Source organism: Nostoc sp. (assembly GCF_036919615.1).
Classification (GTDB): domain Bacteria; phylum Cyanobacteriota; class Cyanobacteriia; order Cyanobacteriales; family Nostocaceae; genus Nostoc.
Map to the genome: position 1 here is coordinate 59,447 of NZ_JBALCN010000107.1, position 17,951 is coordinate 77,397.

21 protein-coding genes are annotated in these 17,951 nt (G+C 42.1%); 9 read left to right on the forward strand and 12 right to left on the reverse strand.

The window, feature by feature from the left end:
- Positions 1-125 precede the first annotated feature (125 nt).
- The 3 genes from trpA to ndhL form a co-directional block, all read right to left on the reverse strand.
- The gene (gene trpA / locus V7K48_RS34195; protein ID WP_335079709.1) at positions 126-971 is read right to left on the reverse strand and encodes a tryptophan synthase subunit alpha; all 846 of its coding nucleotides are present in this window, start codon (positions 969-971) and stop codon (positions 126-128) included.
- 95 nt (positions 972-1,066) lie between these two features.
- The gene (locus tag V7K48_RS34200) at positions 1,067-1,378 is read right to left on the reverse strand and encodes a DUF3007 family protein (protein ID WP_335079712.1); all 312 of its coding nucleotides are present in this window, start codon (positions 1,376-1,378) and stop codon (positions 1,067-1,069) included.
- A 24-nt stretch (positions 1,379-1,402) separates the two neighbouring features.
- Positions 1,403-1,615, reverse strand: coding sequence for an NAD(P)H-quinone oxidoreductase subunit L (gene ndhL / locus V7K48_RS34205; protein ID WP_292760199.1), 213 nt, complete (start codon positions 1,613-1,615; stop codon positions 1,403-1,405).
- Between the two features lie 1,368 nt (positions 1,616-2,983).
- Here ndhL and V7K48_RS34210 point away from each other — a divergent pair.
- Positions 2,984-4,303 carry a hypothetical protein gene (locus V7K48_RS34210; protein WP_335079714.1) on the forward strand — a complete coding sequence of 440 codons (1,320 nt, stop codon included), beginning with the start codon at positions 2,984-2,986 and terminating at the stop codon, positions 4,301-4,303.
- Between the two features lie 12 nt (positions 4,304-4,315).
- On the opposite strand, the gene V7K48_RS34215 is transcribed toward V7K48_RS34210, so the two are convergent.
- On the reverse strand, positions 4,316-5,236 hold the full coding sequence (locus tag V7K48_RS34215) for a lysylphosphatidylglycerol synthase domain-containing protein (RefSeq protein ID WP_335079716.1): 921 nt from the start codon (positions 5,234-5,236) through the stop codon (positions 4,316-4,318).
- Between the two features lie 343 nt (positions 5,237-5,579).
- On the opposite strand from V7K48_RS34215, the gene V7K48_RS34220 reads away from it, so the two are divergent.
- The 5 genes from V7K48_RS34220 to V7K48_RS34240 all read left to right on the forward strand — a co-directional run bounded on the left by V7K48_RS34220 (position 5,580) and on the right by V7K48_RS34240 (position 9,564).
- Complete coding sequence (locus V7K48_RS34220) at positions 5,580-6,116, forward strand: DUF6658 family protein (protein ID WP_335079718.1); 537 nt, start codon at positions 5,580-5,582, stop codon at positions 6,114-6,116.
- A gap of 129 nt (positions 6,117-6,245) precedes the next feature.
- The gene (locus V7K48_RS34225; RefSeq protein WP_335079720.1) at positions 6,246-6,845 is read left to right on the forward strand and encodes a hypothetical protein; all 600 of its coding nucleotides are present in this window, start codon (positions 6,246-6,248) and stop codon (positions 6,843-6,845) included.
- Positions 6,846-7,547: 702 nt separating this feature from the next.
- On the forward strand, positions 7,548-8,012 hold the full coding sequence (locus V7K48_RS34230) for a hypothetical protein (protein WP_335079722.1): 465 nt from the start codon (positions 7,548-7,550) through the stop codon (positions 8,010-8,012).
- A gap of 453 nt (positions 8,013-8,465) precedes the next feature.
- Positions 8,466-8,918, forward strand: a complete 453-nt coding sequence (locus V7K48_RS34235) for an Hsp20/alpha crystallin family protein (RefSeq protein ID WP_335079724.1) — start codon at positions 8,466-8,468, stop codon at positions 8,916-8,918.
- 163 nt (positions 8,919-9,081) lie between these two features.
- Entirely contained in the window at positions 9,082-9,564 is a 483-nt protein-coding gene (locus V7K48_RS34240) for a GAF domain-containing protein (protein WP_335079726.1), read from the forward strand.
- A gap of 219 nt (positions 9,565-9,783) precedes the next feature.
- Here V7K48_RS34240 and V7K48_RS34245 read toward each other — a convergent pair whose 3' ends face one another.
- The 4 genes from V7K48_RS34245 to V7K48_RS34255 form a co-directional block, all read right to left on the reverse strand.
- A complete protein-coding gene (locus tag V7K48_RS34245; protein WP_335079728.1) occupies positions 9,784-9,990 on the reverse strand; it encodes a hypothetical protein in 207 nt (68 codons plus the stop codon).
- Positions 9,987-10,067 carry a class I SAM-dependent methyltransferase gene (locus V7K48_RS35370; RefSeq protein WP_442949519.1) on the reverse strand — a complete coding sequence of 27 codons (81 nt, stop codon included), beginning with the start codon at positions 10,065-10,067 and terminating at the stop codon, positions 9,987-9,989. Before V7K48_RS35370 ends, V7K48_RS34245 begins: the two co-directional genes overlap by 4 nt.
- Positions 10,068-10,314: 247 nt before the next feature.
- Complete coding sequence (locus tag V7K48_RS34250) at positions 10,315-10,752, reverse strand: NUDIX hydrolase (RefSeq protein WP_335079730.1); 438 nt, start codon at positions 10,750-10,752, stop codon at positions 10,315-10,317.
- A gap of 21 nt (positions 10,753-10,773) precedes the next feature.
- Positions 10,774-11,247, reverse strand: coding sequence for a hypothetical protein (locus tag V7K48_RS34255; RefSeq protein ID WP_335079732.1), 474 nt, complete (start codon positions 11,245-11,247; stop codon positions 10,774-10,776).
- A 300-nt stretch (positions 11,248-11,547) separates the two neighbouring features.
- Between V7K48_RS34255 and folD the strand changes: the two genes are divergently transcribed.
- From folD to V7K48_RS34270, 3 genes are all read left to right on the forward strand, one after another.
- Positions 11,548-12,435 carry a bifunctional methylenetetrahydrofolate dehydrogenase/methenyltetrahydrofolate cyclohydrolase FolD gene (folD, locus tag V7K48_RS34260; protein WP_335079734.1) on the forward strand — a complete coding sequence of 296 codons (888 nt, stop codon included), beginning with the start codon at positions 11,548-11,550 and terminating at the stop codon, positions 12,433-12,435.
- Positions 12,436-12,605: 170 nt separating this feature from the next.
- On the forward strand, positions 12,606-13,538 hold the full coding sequence (gene crtE / locus V7K48_RS34265; protein WP_335079736.1) for a geranylgeranyl diphosphate synthase CrtE: 933 nt from the start codon (positions 12,606-12,608) through the stop codon (positions 13,536-13,538).
- A gap of 184 nt (positions 13,539-13,722) precedes the next feature.
- Positions 13,723-14,178 carry a divergent PAP2 family protein gene (locus V7K48_RS34270; RefSeq protein ID WP_334969973.1) on the forward strand — a complete coding sequence of 152 codons (456 nt, stop codon included), beginning with the start codon at positions 13,723-13,725 and terminating at the stop codon, positions 14,176-14,178.
- Between the two features lie 441 nt (positions 14,179-14,619).
- On the opposite strand, the gene V7K48_RS34275 is transcribed toward V7K48_RS34270, so the two are convergent.
- From V7K48_RS34275 to V7K48_RS34290, 4 genes are all read right to left on the reverse strand, one after another.
- Positions 14,620-15,258: a hypothetical protein gene (locus V7K48_RS34275; RefSeq protein WP_335079738.1), complete on the reverse strand. Its 639-nt coding sequence runs from the start codon at positions 15,256-15,258 to the stop codon at positions 14,620-14,622.
- Between the two features lie 441 nt (positions 15,259-15,699).
- The gene (locus V7K48_RS34280; RefSeq protein WP_335079740.1) at positions 15,700-16,029 is read right to left on the reverse strand and encodes an MgPME-cyclase complex family protein; all 330 of its coding nucleotides are present in this window, start codon (positions 16,027-16,029) and stop codon (positions 15,700-15,702) included.
- A 65-nt stretch (positions 16,030-16,094) separates the two neighbouring features.
- Positions 16,095-16,811, reverse strand: a complete 717-nt coding sequence (locus tag V7K48_RS34285) for a SnoaL-like polyketide cyclase (protein WP_335079743.1) — start codon at positions 16,809-16,811, stop codon at positions 16,095-16,097.
- Between the two features lie 193 nt (positions 16,812-17,004).
- A complete protein-coding gene (locus tag V7K48_RS34290; protein ID WP_335079745.1) occupies positions 17,005-17,730 on the reverse strand; it encodes a pyridoxine 5'-phosphate synthase in 726 nt (241 codons plus the stop codon).
- Between the last annotated feature and the right edge of the window lie 221 nt (positions 17,731-17,951).

A 17,951-nucleotide genomic window follows, 5' to 3' on the forward strand; every position in this document is an offset into this window, starting at 1 on the left:
TACTCAAACTATAAGCAACTGTATCACCTAGCTTTTTACATGATGATATCTGATGTTAATATTCAAAACCATAATGGTCAAATTGTCTACCAAACAAGGATGAAAAAACTCCGCTGTTATACTTTTTAATCTACTTTCCCCGTCAAATCAAGAGGAGTATTTGTGCTGGTGTTGGTGGTCTTGATAGCTGCCTTGAGACTTTGGCAAAATTCGGCGATCGCATTTAGTCCCTGCTCTGGTGTACCTTGGGCTAACCGTTTCACAAAAGCGCTGCCTACGATCACTGCATCTGCGCCCCATTCCCTTACCTGACGGGCTTGTGCAGCTTCGGAGATCCCAAAGCCGACACCGATGGGTTTATCAGTAACACCACGAATTTGTTTGAGTAAATCTAACACGCGGTTTTCCATTTGCGATCGCATCCCTGTAACCCCTGTGACGCTGACTAAATAAATAAATCCAAGGGATGAACGAGCGATCGATTCTATCCTTTCAGCAGAACTGGTGGGAGCGACCAACAAGATTATGTCAATTCCCATCTCACTAGCTGCTTGGAGCAAGCTTGCTGCTTCCTCTAAGGGTAAGTCAGGTATTACCAATCCTGCGACGCCAGCAGCAGCAATTGAAGAGAGAAATTTTTCAATTCCACGGTGCAAAATTGGGTTGTAATAGGTAAACAGGACAATGGGCGATCGCAAATTGGGAGTAATCTCTTGCAGCATTTCTAGCACCTGCTCAAATTTCGTTCCCCTTTGCAGGGCGCGGGTAGCAGCAGCTTGAATTACTGGCCCATCCGCCAAAGGATCGGAGTAGGGTATGCCCAGTTCAATAATGTCGGCTCCACTACGATCTAAAACCTGCAAAGCCTTTGCTGTTGTTTCTAAATCTGGATCGCCAGCGGTGATAAACGGAATCAAAGCGCACTCACGATTGTGCCCAAGGGTTTCAAAGCAATCCGAAATTGCAGTCATTTAGTCAAGTGTCAAGAGTCAAAGGTTAAGAGCCAAGGGTCAAGGCTCAAAATCTGGACTTTGGACTCTGGACTCTTGACTCATCAATGATAACTTTACACCTGGGATTGCTCTTCTTGTTCTATTTGGGCTTGAATTCGTGCTACTTCTTCGGGAGTAAGCTCATCTAGCCGCTTTTGCAAAAAGTCTTGCTCATACTGTTCCCGCTGTTGGTGGTAGGTCATTTTTTGTCCCACCGCACGGAAAAAATAGGTGGCTAACCAGCCAATTAACCCACTGACTAGTAAGACTTGGCTCCATATACCAGCTTTCTGATTATCCAAACCGACTAGCTGTAATCCTACATATACCAAGCCGCCGGCAATAAAAACACCCAAGCCAATTCCAATAGCATCAATCCGTCGCATGAGAGTTATGACCTACCAATCTCGTTAAACTTGAATTTGTCGCCGTTGAGGTCGAAAATTTACAAACGGCGATAGAACCAACAAACCCGGAAAGAAGAAAAACACTAAAAAGTACATAAAGACACGCTCGATGGAGCTAGCTACATACCAACGCTGCTTCAGGTACAGCAAGACAGCAATGGGAATTACTAGAAGGTAAGCTCCAGCTAAAATCAGATACAGCAGGGCGACAATCATAACTTTCAAGTCTTAAGCATCTGTTTTCCATCATAGGCTGAAGAGCCAGACTCAGAGAAGTATAGTCATAAATGCTTTCAACATGACTCCGCTAGAATTCCTCACCTATGTCCAGATTCACAGACAATATTATGTCCGCTCAATTAACCAGAATTCTTCAGAACCCCTCCCCGCTTTTGGGGCTACTGTGTACACACAAGTCGGAAAACCTCGTCCACGCCTTGAATCTGGTAGGGTGCGTTAGGACTAATGTCCATAACGCACCGAAAATCTGGGATGGGGCGTTACCCTACGGCATAACACACCCTTGTATTACTAATTTGTTTGGACTTGTGTGTACACGTAGGCTTGCGGGGTGAGGAGCTAAAGCGCAACTTTGGCGGGGTGGAGTACTTTTACTATGGGCAATTTAACGGACATCATAATAAAAGCTAGTATCATGCTATTATAGGAAACCCACTAGCAAACAAATGCTCTAGTTCAAACAAGATGGAAAACTCATTCAGATATTATAAGGAAACAAGCAAGACTTCCAACTCTGGAAAATAATTGCAAAATCTGGAAAAAATATTTTCAATCTAGTTGGACAAAAGACACAATTGATGGTGGAATAGATGAGGAGGTATTTGCTGCCTTCACAAAATAACTAGTTATACTAGTTGCCAAATACCAACGGGGGTGTGGCGGAATGGTAGACGCTACGGACTTAGATAACTGAGCCTTGGAGGAGAAATCCCTCAAGTGGAAGCTCTCAAACTCAGGGAAACCTAAATCTGGTCACAGACATGGCAATCCTGAGCCAAGCCCAAAAATTTGAGATTTGCGATAGCGTAGCGTTAGCGACGAAGGAGCGTCTTTGAAGTTTACGATTATTCTTCAATCCAAAATCCAAAATTGCGGGAAGGTGCAGAGACCCGACGGGAGCTACCCTAACGTTAAGTCGAGGGTAAAGGGAGAGTCCAATTTTCAAAACCTGACCTTGTTAAAATCATCAGGTAGCAGTGAAAACTGCGGGAGAATGAAAATCCGTTGACCGTAAAAGGTCGTGTGGGTTCAAGTCCCTCCACCCCCATTAAAAATTGAAAATACCAAAACACTTCCTTAGGAAGTATGGGCGAGTTGTATTTAATTGTAGATCAACTCGCCCATATAGTTTTGTATTGGCTCTGATTGTTAAAACTAAGTAATTTAACGGAAGTATTTGATAAAGTATTAAACAATTTGTGTTTAATACTTTATTTATAGTCCGAGTTTATCAAATTTGTGTAAAAAGATTACTGAATCTCTGAAGAATAGATTGATGCTACTGTTCACTAAGGTTAAGCTGGTATAATCTGAACAGGAAAGCTTTTTGTACTGAGAACTAGAATGACCGCTAATAGTTTACCAATTAGTCAGGAAGAACCACGTTGTGTTACATTGAACACTAAACAGCCAAATGTGCAAATCGCACAAGCGGAGGTTTATAGCTTCTTTGTGGAAATTGTCAATAAATTACCACCAGAGGATGTTTTACGGGAATTCAAAGGTTTATTTATAGACGGTCTTGATTCACAATATTCCCATTCTATACCTGGGATATACAGCATTTTTTCAGCTGATAACGAAAAAGAGTTTTGTAATACACTTAAGCGGTGTGTATACATAATAATTAATAATTGGAAAAGCAACAGAAAAGACAAATATATCCAAAAATTAGTTAATTTATTTGCTAATGAAAACTTGAAATTAAATACCAAGAATTTTCTAGCGATAAATATCCGTCAAAGCTGGCTAGAAAATTTTATATACAGCAAAGATTACCAAGAAATAAAGTTATTTTCTACTAAACATGATGAATCATCTAAAGGTCATTGGGCTAATCGCTATACTTCCTATTTATTAATTGATCAATCTGTTAATGAGAATAATCCCAGAGAGCAACAAGAGGCTGCTAGAAGACTTTCTAGACAGATAAAAGATAAATTTAAGTTTGAACTAGCAATGTATATTGCTCGTTCTCAATCTGCCGTCTCAAGCACAACACGCTACACAAATCCCAGTATTTTGGGAGATAATGTTCTACATCTGATAAAAACAATTGTTTTAAGAAAGGGGATGTTTAGCTATGAAAATATTGCCAATATATTTATCAAGCAAACTCAAGAGCAAACTCTTGAAGAATTTAAAACAAGTATAGAAAAATATCTCTTTTTTTCTGTAGATAATCAAGAATTAGTCGAGATTTTGCGGCAGCAGTTTGCAGAGAAGTTATCCTTATGGAAGAAAAATTATAATCAAGAAATTATCACTAAAGAATTGTTCCTGAGAACCTGTAATCGAGTGATTGATTGTTTGACAACACAAAATGGCAAAGAACCTTCGTCATTATTTATATTATTGGTTACTCCAGGTCACTCTCTGACATTGGTAATTATATTGCTAAAGACTATTTTGATTTGTAAAAACTCCCGCAGGCATTTAGAAACTCGGATTGCTCATCTGATTCGTTTTTACGAAAACTATTCAGAAGAAGAATGCAAGGGGGTAATAAATTTTATCGAGATTTTTAATATCACGTTTGCAATTTATGCAGAAAACGTAGAATATAACTTGATTAAGATGGAAGAAGAACAAAGCAGTAATCCGCAGTTAAATTTGGATGGTTATCGTGTGTTTTCACAGATGAAGGTAGATAGACAAAAATGAGTGTCGCCTGATTCATGATTTAGCAAGGCGTTCGTCTAACCAAGCCAAAGCTGCACCCGCAGTTTCAGCTAGAATACTAATGAGGCGATATAGAGCGATCGCACTAAATACTAGGGCTGATGGAAAGTGGTGTCGTAAAAGTTCATACGCAGTCGCTTCAAATACACCTAACCCACCAGGCGCACCCGGAATGACAAACCCTAACAACCAAGCGCAACTAAAAGCTCCTAACAATAAAGGAATTTGATTCGCATTCAACGAACCTAGGGCGAATATAGTTAATATAAACCCAGTGGCGCGTAGTCCCATAAAGCCCAATTCTCCTAACAAAGGTCGTAGGGGATAGTTTTTAAGACTGAAGGGAACAGTTGGCTCAGTGGTGATAGCGGACTTTTTTGCTTTCAATCTGTACAAAAAACGAATAACTGGGTTTAAAAACCAAGGATGAATCGCACAAAGGACTACAGCTAAACTCAGCAATTGTAGTATTTGCAGAACAAGGGTAGTATTAGCTGCTGCAAATTGGCTACTGCATAGGACAATGATGATTAAAGCAGCCGCTAGCATTAGTAGCGGTTCCAGCAAAACGCTTAAGGTAGCTGCACCAGCAGAAATATTGGCATTTTTTGCTGCCATAATTCGCCCGTAGTGATGCCAGATATTTCCTGGTAAATACTTAGCTATGTTCGTTTTTAAGTAAACTTGGATGAACTGGGGAGATGATACAGGTTGATTTAACTCTTGCAAAATCAAAGTCCAGATCCAGCCAGCCCAAGTATGTGCCAGTAAAGTGACGCCTGTAGCGATCGCCATAATTGCCCATCCTACCCCATCAATGCGGATAGCAGTCACTTCAATCCAATTATCCTTCAAAGCTTTCCCTAAAAAAAACAGCGTTCCCCCCAAAATAATCCAGCGTAAAAATTGCTTCATCAATTTAGTAATTTAACGGTTAGAGCAACAAGGGCTGAATACCTTAATTATTACAGGACATCAGCTACCTATCCAAAGCTTTTGAAGGATTAAGCAGGTTTATGTAGTTCTTTTTCTGAAAAATATATTATTTTATTTTATATCTCTCTAGAGTTAGATAAAAATATTCTATTGGTACTATTTAAAATGTGGCCTGCGCTAGAGGTAAGGTTAATTTTATTATTCATATCCTTAATAGAGGTTATCAAAAGTAAGCAAAACCAAGACAAGCAGAATAACTTGCTGACCAATCCAATGATTCAGCAAAGTATTAGCTTATTAATATTTTGGTAAGGAGGACTACGTGAACACTGTGAGAGTATTCTTGAAAAAAATAAGATTGCGCCAGATATTAACTATCTTTTTCGCTGGACTATTGTTGATAGTTAGCACTGCTTGTAGTGGGGCAAATGCTCAAGGTGCAAATCCACAAAATCCGGCTGTACAAGCTGGTGGAGCAAACAATCCTTATAAGAATGGTGGAGACAACTATACCAACAACAGAATGTCCACCGATCCAAAAATAACAAACCCAAAAGCCAATCAGGGACGCGACCAAGCTAGCTTACAACCAAGTTCGCAATTGTTGATTGCTACAAATAGAGAATCCGAGATTCTTTATCCTGGTGCTGAGACACCAGCAGGTCGAGTCCAGAAAGAAGCAGAACTGCCAATTATCACAGATAAGGACTTCCAACAACCTGAACCAGGTGGTTTAATTCAGGATGAATCAAATGTAGGAGATCGGGTTAAAGATCGTCTTGAGACTGTAAAAGAGGCCGTTGAAGAAGCTTCCGGCTTTTTGAAAAAGAAGCCAAATGAAGCTAAAGCAAGACCTTAATTACAACCAAATCCAGTAGTAGACAGATAAAACCCTTATTTTGTCTGAATGCCTGAGATACAAAATTAATTACAAATGCTATCTTGGTTGAAGTTTAACTTAGTCACAAAAATGCAAGGAGTTAGAAGTATGAAAAAAGCAATGAATTGGCTGAAAAACATTCGTCCCTTGAAAGTTTTAACTGTTTTTTTAGCAGGAATATTCTTATTTCTGACACAAGCTTGTGGTGCTCCAGGAATAGCAACAGAGCCACCACAGCCTGAGGCTCAATCACCTTATTCCAAAAGATATGATCCCACAAAAGATTATCCTCTCTCTTCTCCTGCTGGTGGGATAAATAACTTTAGCGATGTAGATCCTAGAGCGAAAGATGAAAAGGCAGTGAATGACAGAGGTGATGCGATGGCGAAAAACGCTCAAAAGAACATTGACCAGAAAGGGGTTAACAGTCCAGGGGAATACGGCCGAAATTTCAAGGAAGGTACACCCCTTGGTGAAAGAGTGAAGAACCTGGGTGAAGATATCGGCAGTTCAGCTGAAGAAGTTCGCAAAGGTGTTGTTAAGGGAACTCAGCGAGGAATTGAAAATATTAAGGGCAATACCCAGAATGCTGCCGAAGACGTCACAAAAAATGTTCAGCGTGGAGCTGAGGATGCTGGTAAAAATGTTCAGCGCACAGCTGAGGATGCAGGCAACGCAGTGAAGAGGACAGCCAAAGACGTTGATTGAAATTAGTTATTCAATCTGCTGTAAAAATATGAAAGCGCCCACAGACCTTTAGTCTGGGGCTACCTAAACAAAGCCTGCCTACGCAGGCTTTGTTTGAGTTTTAGGTGGGCAGAACTTAAGTAGAATAAAGTGAAAAAACCAAACTGTGTAAAAATAGGTAAATACGTATAATGTGTCTACCAAGGTAACAGGGATATAGGCAACGTATTTTACTGAGGTAATCTAAAAATTTATGCAGCGCTGTTAGTTAGTTGTAGGCTGTGGGTTCGCAGACTTAATGAAACTTTCTGAACGCAAGGATAAGAGTTTTGGCTGATTTTGTTTCGGACTTAGTGAAACTAATTCGCAGACTAAACGAAATTTGACTACCAAATTCGCAGACTTAATGATATTTACCTCTATTGAAGAAAAGCTGACAGCATTAACCTAGATTTGCAAGTTTAATATCTTTGCAAGCGATCGCACCCAATGGTAGAGAAACGCCATCTTATACCAAGTAGCTAGAGGAACTGAACAATCAACCGCACCTGTGCCTCTTCGAGGCGAGCTCGTCTAAGCGGCGGGCAGCTCGGCTCCAAACTCTTCCCATTCTCCTGCCCATACCTACGATAAAGACCCACTTTCTCCAAAAAACTCTACTTCCACCGTAGATCTTCCCACAGCGATAATATACGGGAGCATCCCAACTTGATATTAGGTCTTATGACAGAGCAAGAGATATTTGAACATCTATTCACGATTGCGAATCAATCCGACGACACCGGTGGAGTTGTGAGTTCGTGCTTGGTACGACAAGGAAACATTGTGGCTGAAGGAATCAGTTGTAACGATGGCAAGCATGCCGAATATGCACTTCTGCGTCAGCTCGAACTTTTTGCTATCCCAGTTCTTCCGGACGACATCATATATACAACAGTAGAGCCATGTGGAAAGCGCACTCCCGGAGGAGCGGGCGAACATATGGGGGACTGTACAACTAACTTGATTCAGGCAGATGCACGACATGTGGTTTATGCAGCTCCTGATCCAGACGCATCAGCTCAAACTCGATACAAGTTCGAGCAAGCTGGTTGCTTGCTCCGTCAAGTAAACGATCCCCACATGATCCATCGAGCAACCGCGCTGTTCAACTCAACAGTAACTTCCACATCAGACGCCTTGCCCTAATAACTATTGCAATAAGGGATTATATCCCTATTTTATCTTCCAGTTAAGCGATTGCTCTAATCCCCAAAAAGGGAAAAATACCTGATTGGGAATTATTGTATTTTTAGCTATTAAACCTTCAAATAGCTCGTAATTATAAATCTGTTAGCTCAGCTTCTTCTACATAGGAGTGTCAGCTTTCAAGACAGACATCGCATTTCTGCACTATCCTCTTCAACAACAGATTTATTAGTTAACTATGATTGCATATAATTTCTTGATTCGGGTTTGCCGAACATAAAATTTAGAGTAAACCGTAATTTATTTTATGTATATTTGGGTACGGAAATCATCAATAAGCTAGTGCTAATAACCGAATTCACAGCAGTTTTAACTATATATAAGATAAATATGTAAGCACAAAGCGAAGTGCAAAACTGATTAAACAAAAGCTAATTGATGCGAGGAAGAGTTATGACACTAGTTCGTTGGAATACTTGGAGAGAAATTGACCCTCTACAACGTCAAATTAATAGTTTATTTGCAGACACCAGAGTACCATCTGTATTGTTGGACAGAGGCTTGAGCAAAGTTCCTGCTGCTGAGATACAAGAAACTGAAAATGCGATTCATCTGAAGCTAGAACTGCCAGGTCTGGAAGCTAAAGACCTGGATGTACAAGTCACAGAAAAAGCTGTTTACGTTAGCGGTGAGCGGAAGTCTGAAACGAAAACTGAGGAAAAAGGTGTTACCAGAAGTGAGTTTCATTACGGTAAATTTAAACGCGTAATTCCTCTATCTGCTCGGATTGAAAATACTAACGTTACGGCAGATTATAAAGACGGCATCTTGAATCTGACACTGCCTAAAACTGAGCAAGAAAAGAACAAAGTTGTCAAGATTAATTTGGAACAACCTGTTACCTAATGGGTTGTGCTCAAACGACTCTACCTCCTTTGATAGATTAAGATAGCTAAAAGCCCGGTTATGCGAGTGACCGGGCTTTTTTGTAACTACTGTCTGCAATAGGTATGTAATATCATGTCCTTGTGTCGGAATGTGTACATTGCCTTGCAGATTGATTCGACTGATGCCTACTACTATGATTTCAGATAACAAACCCATTTTTCATACCCTGGCTGATCAAGGGTCTGCCATCGACTGGAATCGGCTGCTGACCGAAATCCTGGCTGCTTTCGACTGCTCTACAGGTACCATCCATACCCTAGAGCAGGACAGCCAGTTATTGCACCTAAAAGCATACCAGGGCATTCCAGAATTCCTGTTGCCTAAAATGACGGTAATTCCCATTGGGAAAGGGATGGCCGGTGTCGCCGCCGAACGCAAGCGACCCGTACAGATTTGCAACCTGCAAACTGACGAATCGGGGGTGGCCAGACCCTCGGCAAAAGAAACCAAGGTAGAAGGTTCAATCACGGTACCACTTATGCTGAATGGCCAATTACATGGTACCTTGGGCATTGCCAAGTCGGTTCCCTACGAATTTACTCCCAAAGAGGAAGAGATACTGATGGAGATTGGAGAGGCCATTAGCTGGAAAATCGTCAGTTAACAGAAGTTGCTAAACCTGACTTTTCACAATATATGGATTCATGTTATTTTGAAGGTTTCCCAAGCCCTGATTTTTCCTCTCTTATATTTTCATTAACTCAGAGCTATTGAGAATTAGACTGGGGGAAAAGTCACGCTTTTTCGGGGCTTGAGGACTTACCGAGAAAAGTCAGGAGTTTGATAGATTAACTTGCCGGAACTTCAGAAGAGTTGTCCTAGCTCATGGTTTGTGTCTCACTGTTAATACTACAGAAGCGGGAATTTCTAAACCACCATCCATGACATACTTTTTTGCTCCCTTGATAATAGCGTTCTCGATATTGTGCCGTTGCTCCTCGGTTTGCATTGCAAGTATTGAGCCAAAACGGGCTGTACTTACAACAATCCTTGGCATCACATCTTGCGGTGTGGAGAAAGTCCACTTCATGAGTAGTTCAGTAATAGAGAACAGACGACTGCATCAAAACGGCTCGACTCGAAAGGAAGATTCTCGGCGTCCCCGATCTAGAATTCGGCTTCAGGACATCGCAAACGGGCAATAACCACCATCTTCTCTGCATAGTCTAATCCAGTGCCTGCCGACTCACGGCCGCCGCACTGAGCCATCCAGTTTTGCAGGCGACATCCAGCAATTGCTTCCCATACCCGGCTTCTACGGCATCTAATTTGGCTTGATCAACTTGAGACGTTACTTAAGCGATCGCTTTTTTAAGAATCGCACAATTAGCGATCGCGTCCGTTACTTTGATACTTAGGGCTGTTGTTTTTTGTCTATAAAATCCAACATAATTTGCTGATGCATTGCTCCTAAAGGTCGCACTTCGCCAGCATTTTGCGAATAATAGTTACCTTGGTGAATATCTTCTGCGGTCAATAACCCCATATCCCAACCTTCATTCAAAACCAATTGATTTAATTCCACTAAGAGTGGTGCATGAAAGACATGACGGACAACTCTTTGGTTGGGATAACAGCCAAATTCAACAAAGGGTGGTAAATTGTAGCCGATTTCTTCTAAAATTTCTCGCTTTACTGCTACCTCTGGCGTTTCACCAGGTTCGATATGACCGCCAAATAGTCCCCAGTAACCAGGGTAGAGAATACCGGGGATGTTGTCCCGCAGTTGCATGAGAAACTTGTTTTTTTGGTAGAGAATTGCGATCGCTACATGCACCGGTTGATTATTCATATATTAATTTTTAATTGCTGATTACTCTTCTTCTAGATAAACTTCCCCCAATTCTTTACCAGCTAAGGGGATACTTCGGTAGCGAACTTTACCCTTAATCACCACTTGTGCTCCCTTGGCTAGATTCTTTTGATTGGTGACAACCCAAATTTTGCCAGTCGAGTCATTAATCTCATAAGCCCACTGCTTGATCAGAGGAGCTTGCTTTTCCACCTGACCTTGGATGTAAACTGTAGCCTGATTGTTTTGTTCTGGTTTAATTTCTCGAATTGGGGTGACATTGGTCCCAATTTTTAAGTTAACCCCATTCAAGCCAGACGAAGGCAAACTACCACAACTACAAAGTCCCATCACCAAGAAAAAAATCAACCCCAGGCGGTAGGGAACAATCCTGTGTCCGGACAAAAACGAAAGGGACAAATTTCTCGCTTGTTCCATCAAAGCCACCGATTGAGCAAATTTTTGCGTCACTGTTTGCTTTGTCGCCAGTTTCATTCAGTCAGTTCCCATATATAATGTTTTCTTCAGTTGCTCCAAACACGCTCTCAACTGAGCAAAAAATGTTCCGATTTCATCCTTAATTTTTATATTCTTCAGATAACGTCGTTGATCTGAGAAAATAAACATTATGGATTTGCTGTGAGAAAAACGCTACGACATCAAACAAATACACAATAATACTTAAAAGTCAAGAGTCAAAAATCAATATTTTCACTTTGGATTTTGGACTGTTGACTCTGCCTAGACCAGAAGCGGCTGAGTTTTGACAAAAGGCGAATATAGCTGGGAATTTTCATGGAAACAAAAACTGCCAAACTCCTTGATGGTAAAGCAATCGCAGCAAAAATTCAGCAAGAACTTTCTATTGCGATTACACAATTACAACCAAAAATTGGACGACCCCCCGGTTTAGCGGTGCTAATGGTTGGCGATAATCCAGCGTCAGCAGCTTATGTACGTAATAAAGAAAAAGCTTGCACTAAAGTTGGTATCACCTCTTTTGGTAAACATTTTCCTGCCCAAACTACCCTTGGGGAGTTAGAAGAGGTCATAGCTGCACTCAACCACGATCAACGGGTGGATGGCATTCTTGTGCAACTGCCCTTACCTAACCACTTGGATGCTGTGACTCTGCTACATCAAATTGATCCCGACAAAGATGCTGATGGACTGCACCCAGTTAACTTGGGGCGACTAGTACGGGGAGAAACCGGTTTACGCAGCTGCACCCCGGCTGGTGTGATGCGACTGTTACAAGAATATGAGATTCCCTTGCAGGGAAAACAGGCAGTAGTGGTGGGACGCAGTATTTTGGTGGGTAAACCAATGGCACTGATGTTACTAGAAGCTGATGCCACAGTCACGATCGCTCACTCGCGATCGCATGACCTCAAAACTATCACCCAAAATGCTGATATTCTAATTGCAGCAGTAGGTCATCCTGGACTAATCTCTGCTGACATGGTGAAACCGGGCGCTGTTGTGGTAGATGTGGGGATGAATCGCGTCACTGATGCTAGTGGCAATAGTCGCCTGATTGGCGATGTCCACTTGAAATCAACCGCTGCTGTCGCAGGATTTATTACCCCCGTTCCTGGTGGTGTTGGCCCGATGACTGTAGCCATATTGTTGCAAAATACATTTGCCAGCTATTCTAGGGCAGCAAGAGAAGAAAGAGAGTGATAAGTGATGAGTGATGAGTGATAAGTTAAAAGTTAAGAATTCTTATTGATAACTCCTGTACAGACACGATTAATCGCGTCTCTACTCCTAACTCTTCATTTTTTCAGCGCCACAGCACCTTAAAATTGTGACGTATAAGACAAAAATCCCAAAATGTCAGGAATTTAAGAATGGTAGCAACTGATAACGTTCAAAAGACACCACCAGAGGAAGCCACGCTTAACTTAGCAGTCTATCTGAAAGAGCGACAAAAGCTTTGTGATACTGCTTTGGATCAGGCTATCCCCATCATTTATCCAGAAAAGATTTATGAGGCGATGCGCTACTCGTTATTAGCTGGAGGCAAGCGTGTACGTCCCATTCTTTGCCTTGCTACCTGTGAAATGATGGGTGGAACTATCGAAATGGCTATGCCAACGGCTTGTGCTGTGGAGATGATCCACACAATGTCGTTGATTCATGACGACCTGCCGGCGATGGATAATGACGATTACCGTCGCGGGAAGCTGACGAATCATAAAGTCTACGGCGAAGATGTGGCGATTTTGGCTGGGGATGGCTTGTTGGCTCTTGCTTTTGAGTTTGTTGCCATTGAAACCCCGCAAAACGTTAACAGAGAGCTAGTTTTGCAGGTAATTGCCCGTCTTGGTCGGGCGCTAGGGGCAGCTGGTTTGGTCGGCGGTCAAGTTGTCGATTTAGAGTCGGAAGGTAAATCAGATATTTCCCTAGAAACACTAAATTTCATTCATAAACACAAAACAGCTGCTCTGTTAGAAGCTTGCGTAGTTTGTGGCGGGATCATAACTGGGGCATCACATGAAGATGTGCAGCGACTGACCCGTTATGCTCAAAATATTGGGCTAGCATTTCAAATCATAGATGATATTCTGGATATCACTGCTACTCAAGAGCAATTAGGCAAAACAGCTGGTAAAGACCAAAAAGCAAAGAAAGTAACCTATCCCAGCCTTTGGGGGCTTGAGGAATCTCGCTCAAAAGCCCAAGAGCTAGTTAAAGCCGCTTGTCTAGAATTAGAACCATTTGGGGAGAGAGCCAAACCACTCCAAGCGATCGCTCATTTTATTGCCAGCCGCAATAATTAGTACCGCAAGGCGGAAGTTAAAAGTCACTCATTCAAAAGAATTATATTCCTTGCTCTTGGGCTATTTTGAATAATTGGTCTGTTTCCGCCGTGATGTACTAGGTTAATTTTGGATTTTGGGTTGAATCTAAATGTTTCCTCAACCAACAACTGCTGCTAATATTTACTAACCTAACCAAAATACCATGCAGGACATAGGCAACATTTTAGACAACCGGGTGCTGCTGGTTGCTCTGGTGGCTTGTTTAATTGCTCAAGCACTAAAGCTCGTAATCGAGATCATCAAACATCGCAAACTGAATGTGCGTGTTTTGGTGACAACCGGGGGTATGCCCAGTGCTCATTCAGCCTTAGTTACAGCTCTAGCTGCTGGTGTAGGGCAAACACTGGGTTGGGCATCTCCTGATTTTGCCGTTGCTACGATTTTTGCCATCATCGTCATGTATGATGCAGCCGGAGTTCGCCAAGCGGCTGGTAAACAAGCTCGCATCCTTAATCAAATGATTGATGAATTATTTCATGAAAAACCAGACTTTAGCCAAGACCGTCTGAAAGAATTACTCGGACATACACCAGTTCAGGTAATAGCTGGGTCGGCTTTGGGTATAACCATCTATTGGTTAGCTAGGTCTGCTTATTAAGCTAGGGCAATGAATCTTTGTTTGAGCGACTATTTGTAATTGGTAACTGGTAATTTGTCAACCAATTTTGGATTTTGGACTTTCCTGCGGAACGCTACGCGTAGCTTGCTTCTCCAAAGGGGTACGACTACGCTCAGTCGAACGATTTTAGATTTTAGATTTACCCGATGAATAAATTCAAGAATTTGAGGATTTTGGATTTATTCCACAAATAAATATGTTCGCTTTAAACCTTATTTAAATTTTGAATTTTAAATCCAAAATTTAAAATCTAAAATTCGCTCAGCTGAAAAATTATCACCCTGGTAGTTTGCATCAGGATTCCAGCAAACTTAATATAACTAAGCTAAAACACATCTAATTTGCATATTAAAGTTTCCCAGCATCTTGTGAGGTGGGTAATATAAGCGCCCTGATTATGCAATTTGAATGCCGATTAGCTTACAACCGCACAGTTGAGCGCAGCAGAATCACCTTACGACTATCTACTATGCTGGCGACAAAACCGCCATTGTTCAGCTTCTGCAATGTGTTGTATGCTTCACTTTGGTTAGTGGTATAAACTGCCAGTAAGTAAGGGCGTTGTCCATAAGAAACAAAACCTACGTTACCTCCTACTGCTTTCTGCACACTATTGACTAGTTCAGGACGGTTGTAATAATCTACCAGCACTGCATAACCCTCTCCTAAGGCTTGAGGATTATAGCTGACTGTCTGCTGAGATAGCTGTGGCTGCACATCTGGTGTTGTTGGTCGAGTGGTAATTATAGCAGACAAGCCAACAATATTGCTGACATATCTCGCCCAACGATTGGCATCGTCAATTTTGTTAAAGCCCCCGACTCGCGTCACAGTTTCGTTGAGATATTTGCAGGTGATGGTCTTAAGTTCAGGTGGTAAGGCACTACGCAACTGCTTTTGATTATTTGCTGTGGGACTGACTACTAATAAAAGATACTCACCCGCATTTGGTGGTTGACAAAGGGGAATGGCTTGTTGGGCAAAAACAGAACTCCTGCCACCAATCAAAAGAGCGATCGCTAATCCTAAAACACTTGGTAAAGTCTGAAATCTATGCACAAAAGTTAGATTATGTAAATCAAGGTATCTTAGAAGATTTTATAAGAGGATGTCTGAAAAGTGTACCAAAGGTATAATTTGTCATTCTGAGCGTAACGAAGTCGAGCGTACCCCTCCGGGGAAGCAAGCTACGCGTAGCGTCTCGTAGAGAAGAGAAGAATCGCAATTTACTGTGGGTTGATGAGATGCAACACTTGGCTATTGCTTCATTGGGCATGACATTTTTAACTTCTCAGACATTCTCTAAGAAAAAAGCTGAAAACCTAGCTACTTCAGTATAGATAAAAATAGTATAAAAATATACTTTACTATTCCTAAATAAAATTAGGGAGTGGGGGCTGGGGAAGAGGCAAAGGCGCAGAGACAAGGGAGCAGGGGAGAAAATTCTCACCTCTGCACCCTGCTCCCATGCATCTTCTTTGCCAATCCCCATTACTCAGATTAGGAAACAGTAGCCAACGATGCCAAGGCATCGGGAATTGTCTCAGAAGGGGCCTGAAATTCACCAGTGATGACGTACTCTAAACGCAGTTTTAACCAAGTTATAAATTGGAGATTTGTAGAAATAATCGCTACTGCTGGTTGGGGACACTTTGCCTTTAGCTCCGTAAACTGCGGTGTTTCCAAGAAAGCTGGTTGCTGAACCAACCAAAAATCTATTTGTTTTTCTTGTTCGTGGTAGTTACGGGTGCGCTCTTTGATAACTTCATGTATAGGTTCTTCTTGGAGAAGAAAGCGTTGACTGGCCAAAACGTAATAGTATGTTTGCATTTTCACCCTTTGGTTGCTATGTAAATAATTTAAGGGTACAGTGCTGCAATCTGTACCCTCATAAACTAACTTTTGTGGAATTTCTTGAACCAAGAACTGAACGGACAAGCACTTTGCTGGTTTTCAGCATTTGTCTTGCCACCAGATGTTAGCTTTTCCAAGAACAGACTATTGTCAAAGTAGTGTTCTAAGGAAACAATCTTCAAGTCATCGCTAACTTTTGCAATGCTCATGCCGATAATTTCTATTGTCTCTCCAGTCGCTGCATGGTCTTTGTATTCTCCGTTAAAATGTCCCCAATGCCGCCATTTGAATGTCACATTTGGTGGCCCTGAGTAAACTTCCACCACTTCCCAAGGAAATCCTTGGGGAAATGCTGTGTAGAAGAGTTTTCCGGATGATTCAAAGGTTTCTTCTGAAGCCTTGTAATGTTCTGAATCAGCCATAAACAAATTGTAAGTACCTTGGGCTGATACATCTGCTGCTGTGTACTCTACTCCACCATTGGTACTCACACGAAACTTGTCATTCACAATAGACAACCACTCTTGCGGGTTAACTTTGAAAGATACCTCCATCTCAAAGGTTCGTACCAAGTTTTGCACGATCGCTTCTAGTGTACCTTCAAGGTGATTGTAAATACTTTCTTGGGCGAGATTCTCGTTTGAACGGGAATAATCAGGCGGTGTCTGACCGCGCCACTCAACATCAGTGCTTTCTGCTATCACCTGATCCCGATTTTGTACCCAAAGCGGCAGGTTGTTAGATTGTGTTGCGCTCATAGAAGTTTTTGCTGAAGATTTGATCCCAATTTCTAGATTTCGCAGTGACAACCCCTCTTTTAAGACAGGTTATAGGGGAGTGGGGAAGAGGCAGAGGGGCATTTCTTGCTGGGAGCAGAAGGGATAAGAGGTAATTTTCTTATTCTCTCCTCCTTGCCCCCTGCTCTCCTGCCTCTTCTCAATGCCCTACGCCCTATGCTCCATGCCCTCTTATAGCTTGTTTCATCTCACGGACTGCCCTTTCCATACCAACTAATGCTGCCCGACTGATGATGGTATGACCGATGTTGAGTTCTTCCATACCTGGAAGCGCAGCCACAGGATAGACATTCCAGTAGGTGAGTCCATGTCCAGCGTTGACTCGTAATCCAGCTTGAATCGCTTGTTCACACCCTTTAGCTAATATGGTTAATTCTCGCTGGCGATTTGTTTCATTCTTAGCCTCAGCATATTGTCCAGTATGCAATTCAATAAACTGCGCCTGCACCTTGACAGATGCTTCTATTTGTGCTAGCTCGGCATCGATAAATACACTAACTGGAATGTTAGCGCTTTGCAATTTATCAACTATCTCACCTATTCTAGCAATTTGCCCGACAATATTTAATCCGCCTTCTGTTGTGACTTCTTCGCGCTTTTCGGGGACTAAAGTCACGTAATCTGGTTTGAGATCGAGAGCGATCACTAGCATTTCATCTGTAGCGGCCATTTCTAAATTCAGATGCGATCGCACTGTTTGCCGCAACAATAGTACATCCCGATCTTGGATATGCCGCCGATCTTCGCGCAGATGCACTGTAATCCCATCAGCACCCCCTAATTCTGCCAGCACCGCCGCCGCTACAGGGTCTGGTTCCACCGTCCGCCGTGCTTGCCGGATGGTGGCGATGTGGTCAATGTTAACGCCAAGTGTAGGCACCCCAAATTTCTCCCAAATCCACAGTCCTCAGAACTTGATTTTACCGGAAATAGTGGGAGTTTTGCTTGAGAGCTAAAGACAGATTACACACGTTAAATGCGATGTCTACGACGGGCTATGACGCTCGTTCGCCCTAGGCGTCTCCCCTTGGGAGAAGACTCGCTAACGCTTCGCTATCGGCGTCGCCAAAAGAAAACTGAGTTAGAAAAAGCTGATTTTTG

Excerpts from the sequence above, each read along its gene's own strand:
- trpA (WP_335079709.1), bottom strand. The coding sequence starts at position 971 with ATGACTGCAATTTCGGATTGCTTTGAAACCCTTGGGCACAATCGTGAG.
- V7K48_RS34200 (WP_335079712.1), bottom strand. The coding sequence starts at position 1,378 with ATGCGACGGATTGATGCTATTGGAATTGGCTTGGGTGTTTTTATTGCC.
- ndhL (WP_292760199.1), bottom strand. The coding sequence starts at position 1,615 with ATGATTGTCGCCCTGCTGTATCTGATTTTAGCTGGAGCTTACCTTCTA.
- V7K48_RS34210 (WP_335079714.1), top strand. The coding sequence starts at position 2,984 with ATGACCGCTAATAGTTTACCAATTAGTCAGGAAGAACCACGTTGTGTT.
- V7K48_RS34215 (WP_335079716.1), bottom strand. The coding sequence starts at position 5,236 with ATGAAGCAATTTTTACGCTGGATTATTTTGGGGGGAACGCTGTTTTTT.
- V7K48_RS34225 (WP_335079720.1), top strand. The coding sequence starts at position 6,246 with ATGAAAAAAGCAATGAATTGGCTGAAAAACATTCGTCCCTTGAAAGTT.
- V7K48_RS34230 (WP_335079722.1), top strand. The coding sequence starts at position 7,548 with ATGACAGAGCAAGAGATATTTGAACATCTATTCACGATTGCGAATCAA.
- V7K48_RS34235 (WP_335079724.1), top strand. The coding sequence starts at position 8,466 with ATGACACTAGTTCGTTGGAATACTTGGAGAGAAATTGACCCTCTACAA.
- V7K48_RS34240 (WP_335079726.1), top strand. The coding sequence starts at position 9,082 with ATGCCTACTACTATGATTTCAGATAACAAACCCATTTTTCATACCCTG.
- V7K48_RS34245 (WP_335079728.1), bottom strand. The coding sequence starts at position 9,990 with ATGAAGTGGACTTTCTCCACACCGCAAGATGTGATGCCAAGGATTGTT.
- V7K48_RS34250 (WP_335079730.1), bottom strand. The coding sequence starts at position 10,752 with ATGAATAATCAACCGGTGCATGTAGCGATCGCAATTCTCTACCAAAAA.
- V7K48_RS34255 (WP_335079732.1), bottom strand. The coding sequence starts at position 11,247 with ATGAAACTGGCGACAAAGCAAACAGTGACGCAAAAATTTGCTCAATCG.
- folD (WP_335079734.1), top strand. The coding sequence starts at position 11,548 with ATGGAAACAAAAACTGCCAAACTCCTTGATGGTAAAGCAATCGCAGCA.
- crtE (WP_335079736.1), top strand. The coding sequence starts at position 12,606 with ATGGTAGCAACTGATAACGTTCAAAAGACACCACCAGAGGAAGCCACG.
- V7K48_RS34270 (WP_334969973.1), top strand. The coding sequence starts at position 13,723 with ATGCAGGACATAGGCAACATTTTAGACAACCGGGTGCTGCTGGTTGCT.
- V7K48_RS34280 (WP_335079740.1), bottom strand. The coding sequence starts at position 16,029 with ATGCAAACATACTATTACGTTTTGGCCAGTCAACGCTTTCTTCTCCAA.
- V7K48_RS34285 (WP_335079743.1), bottom strand. The coding sequence starts at position 16,811 with ATGAGCGCAACACAATCTAACAACCTGCCGCTTTGGGTACAAAATCGG.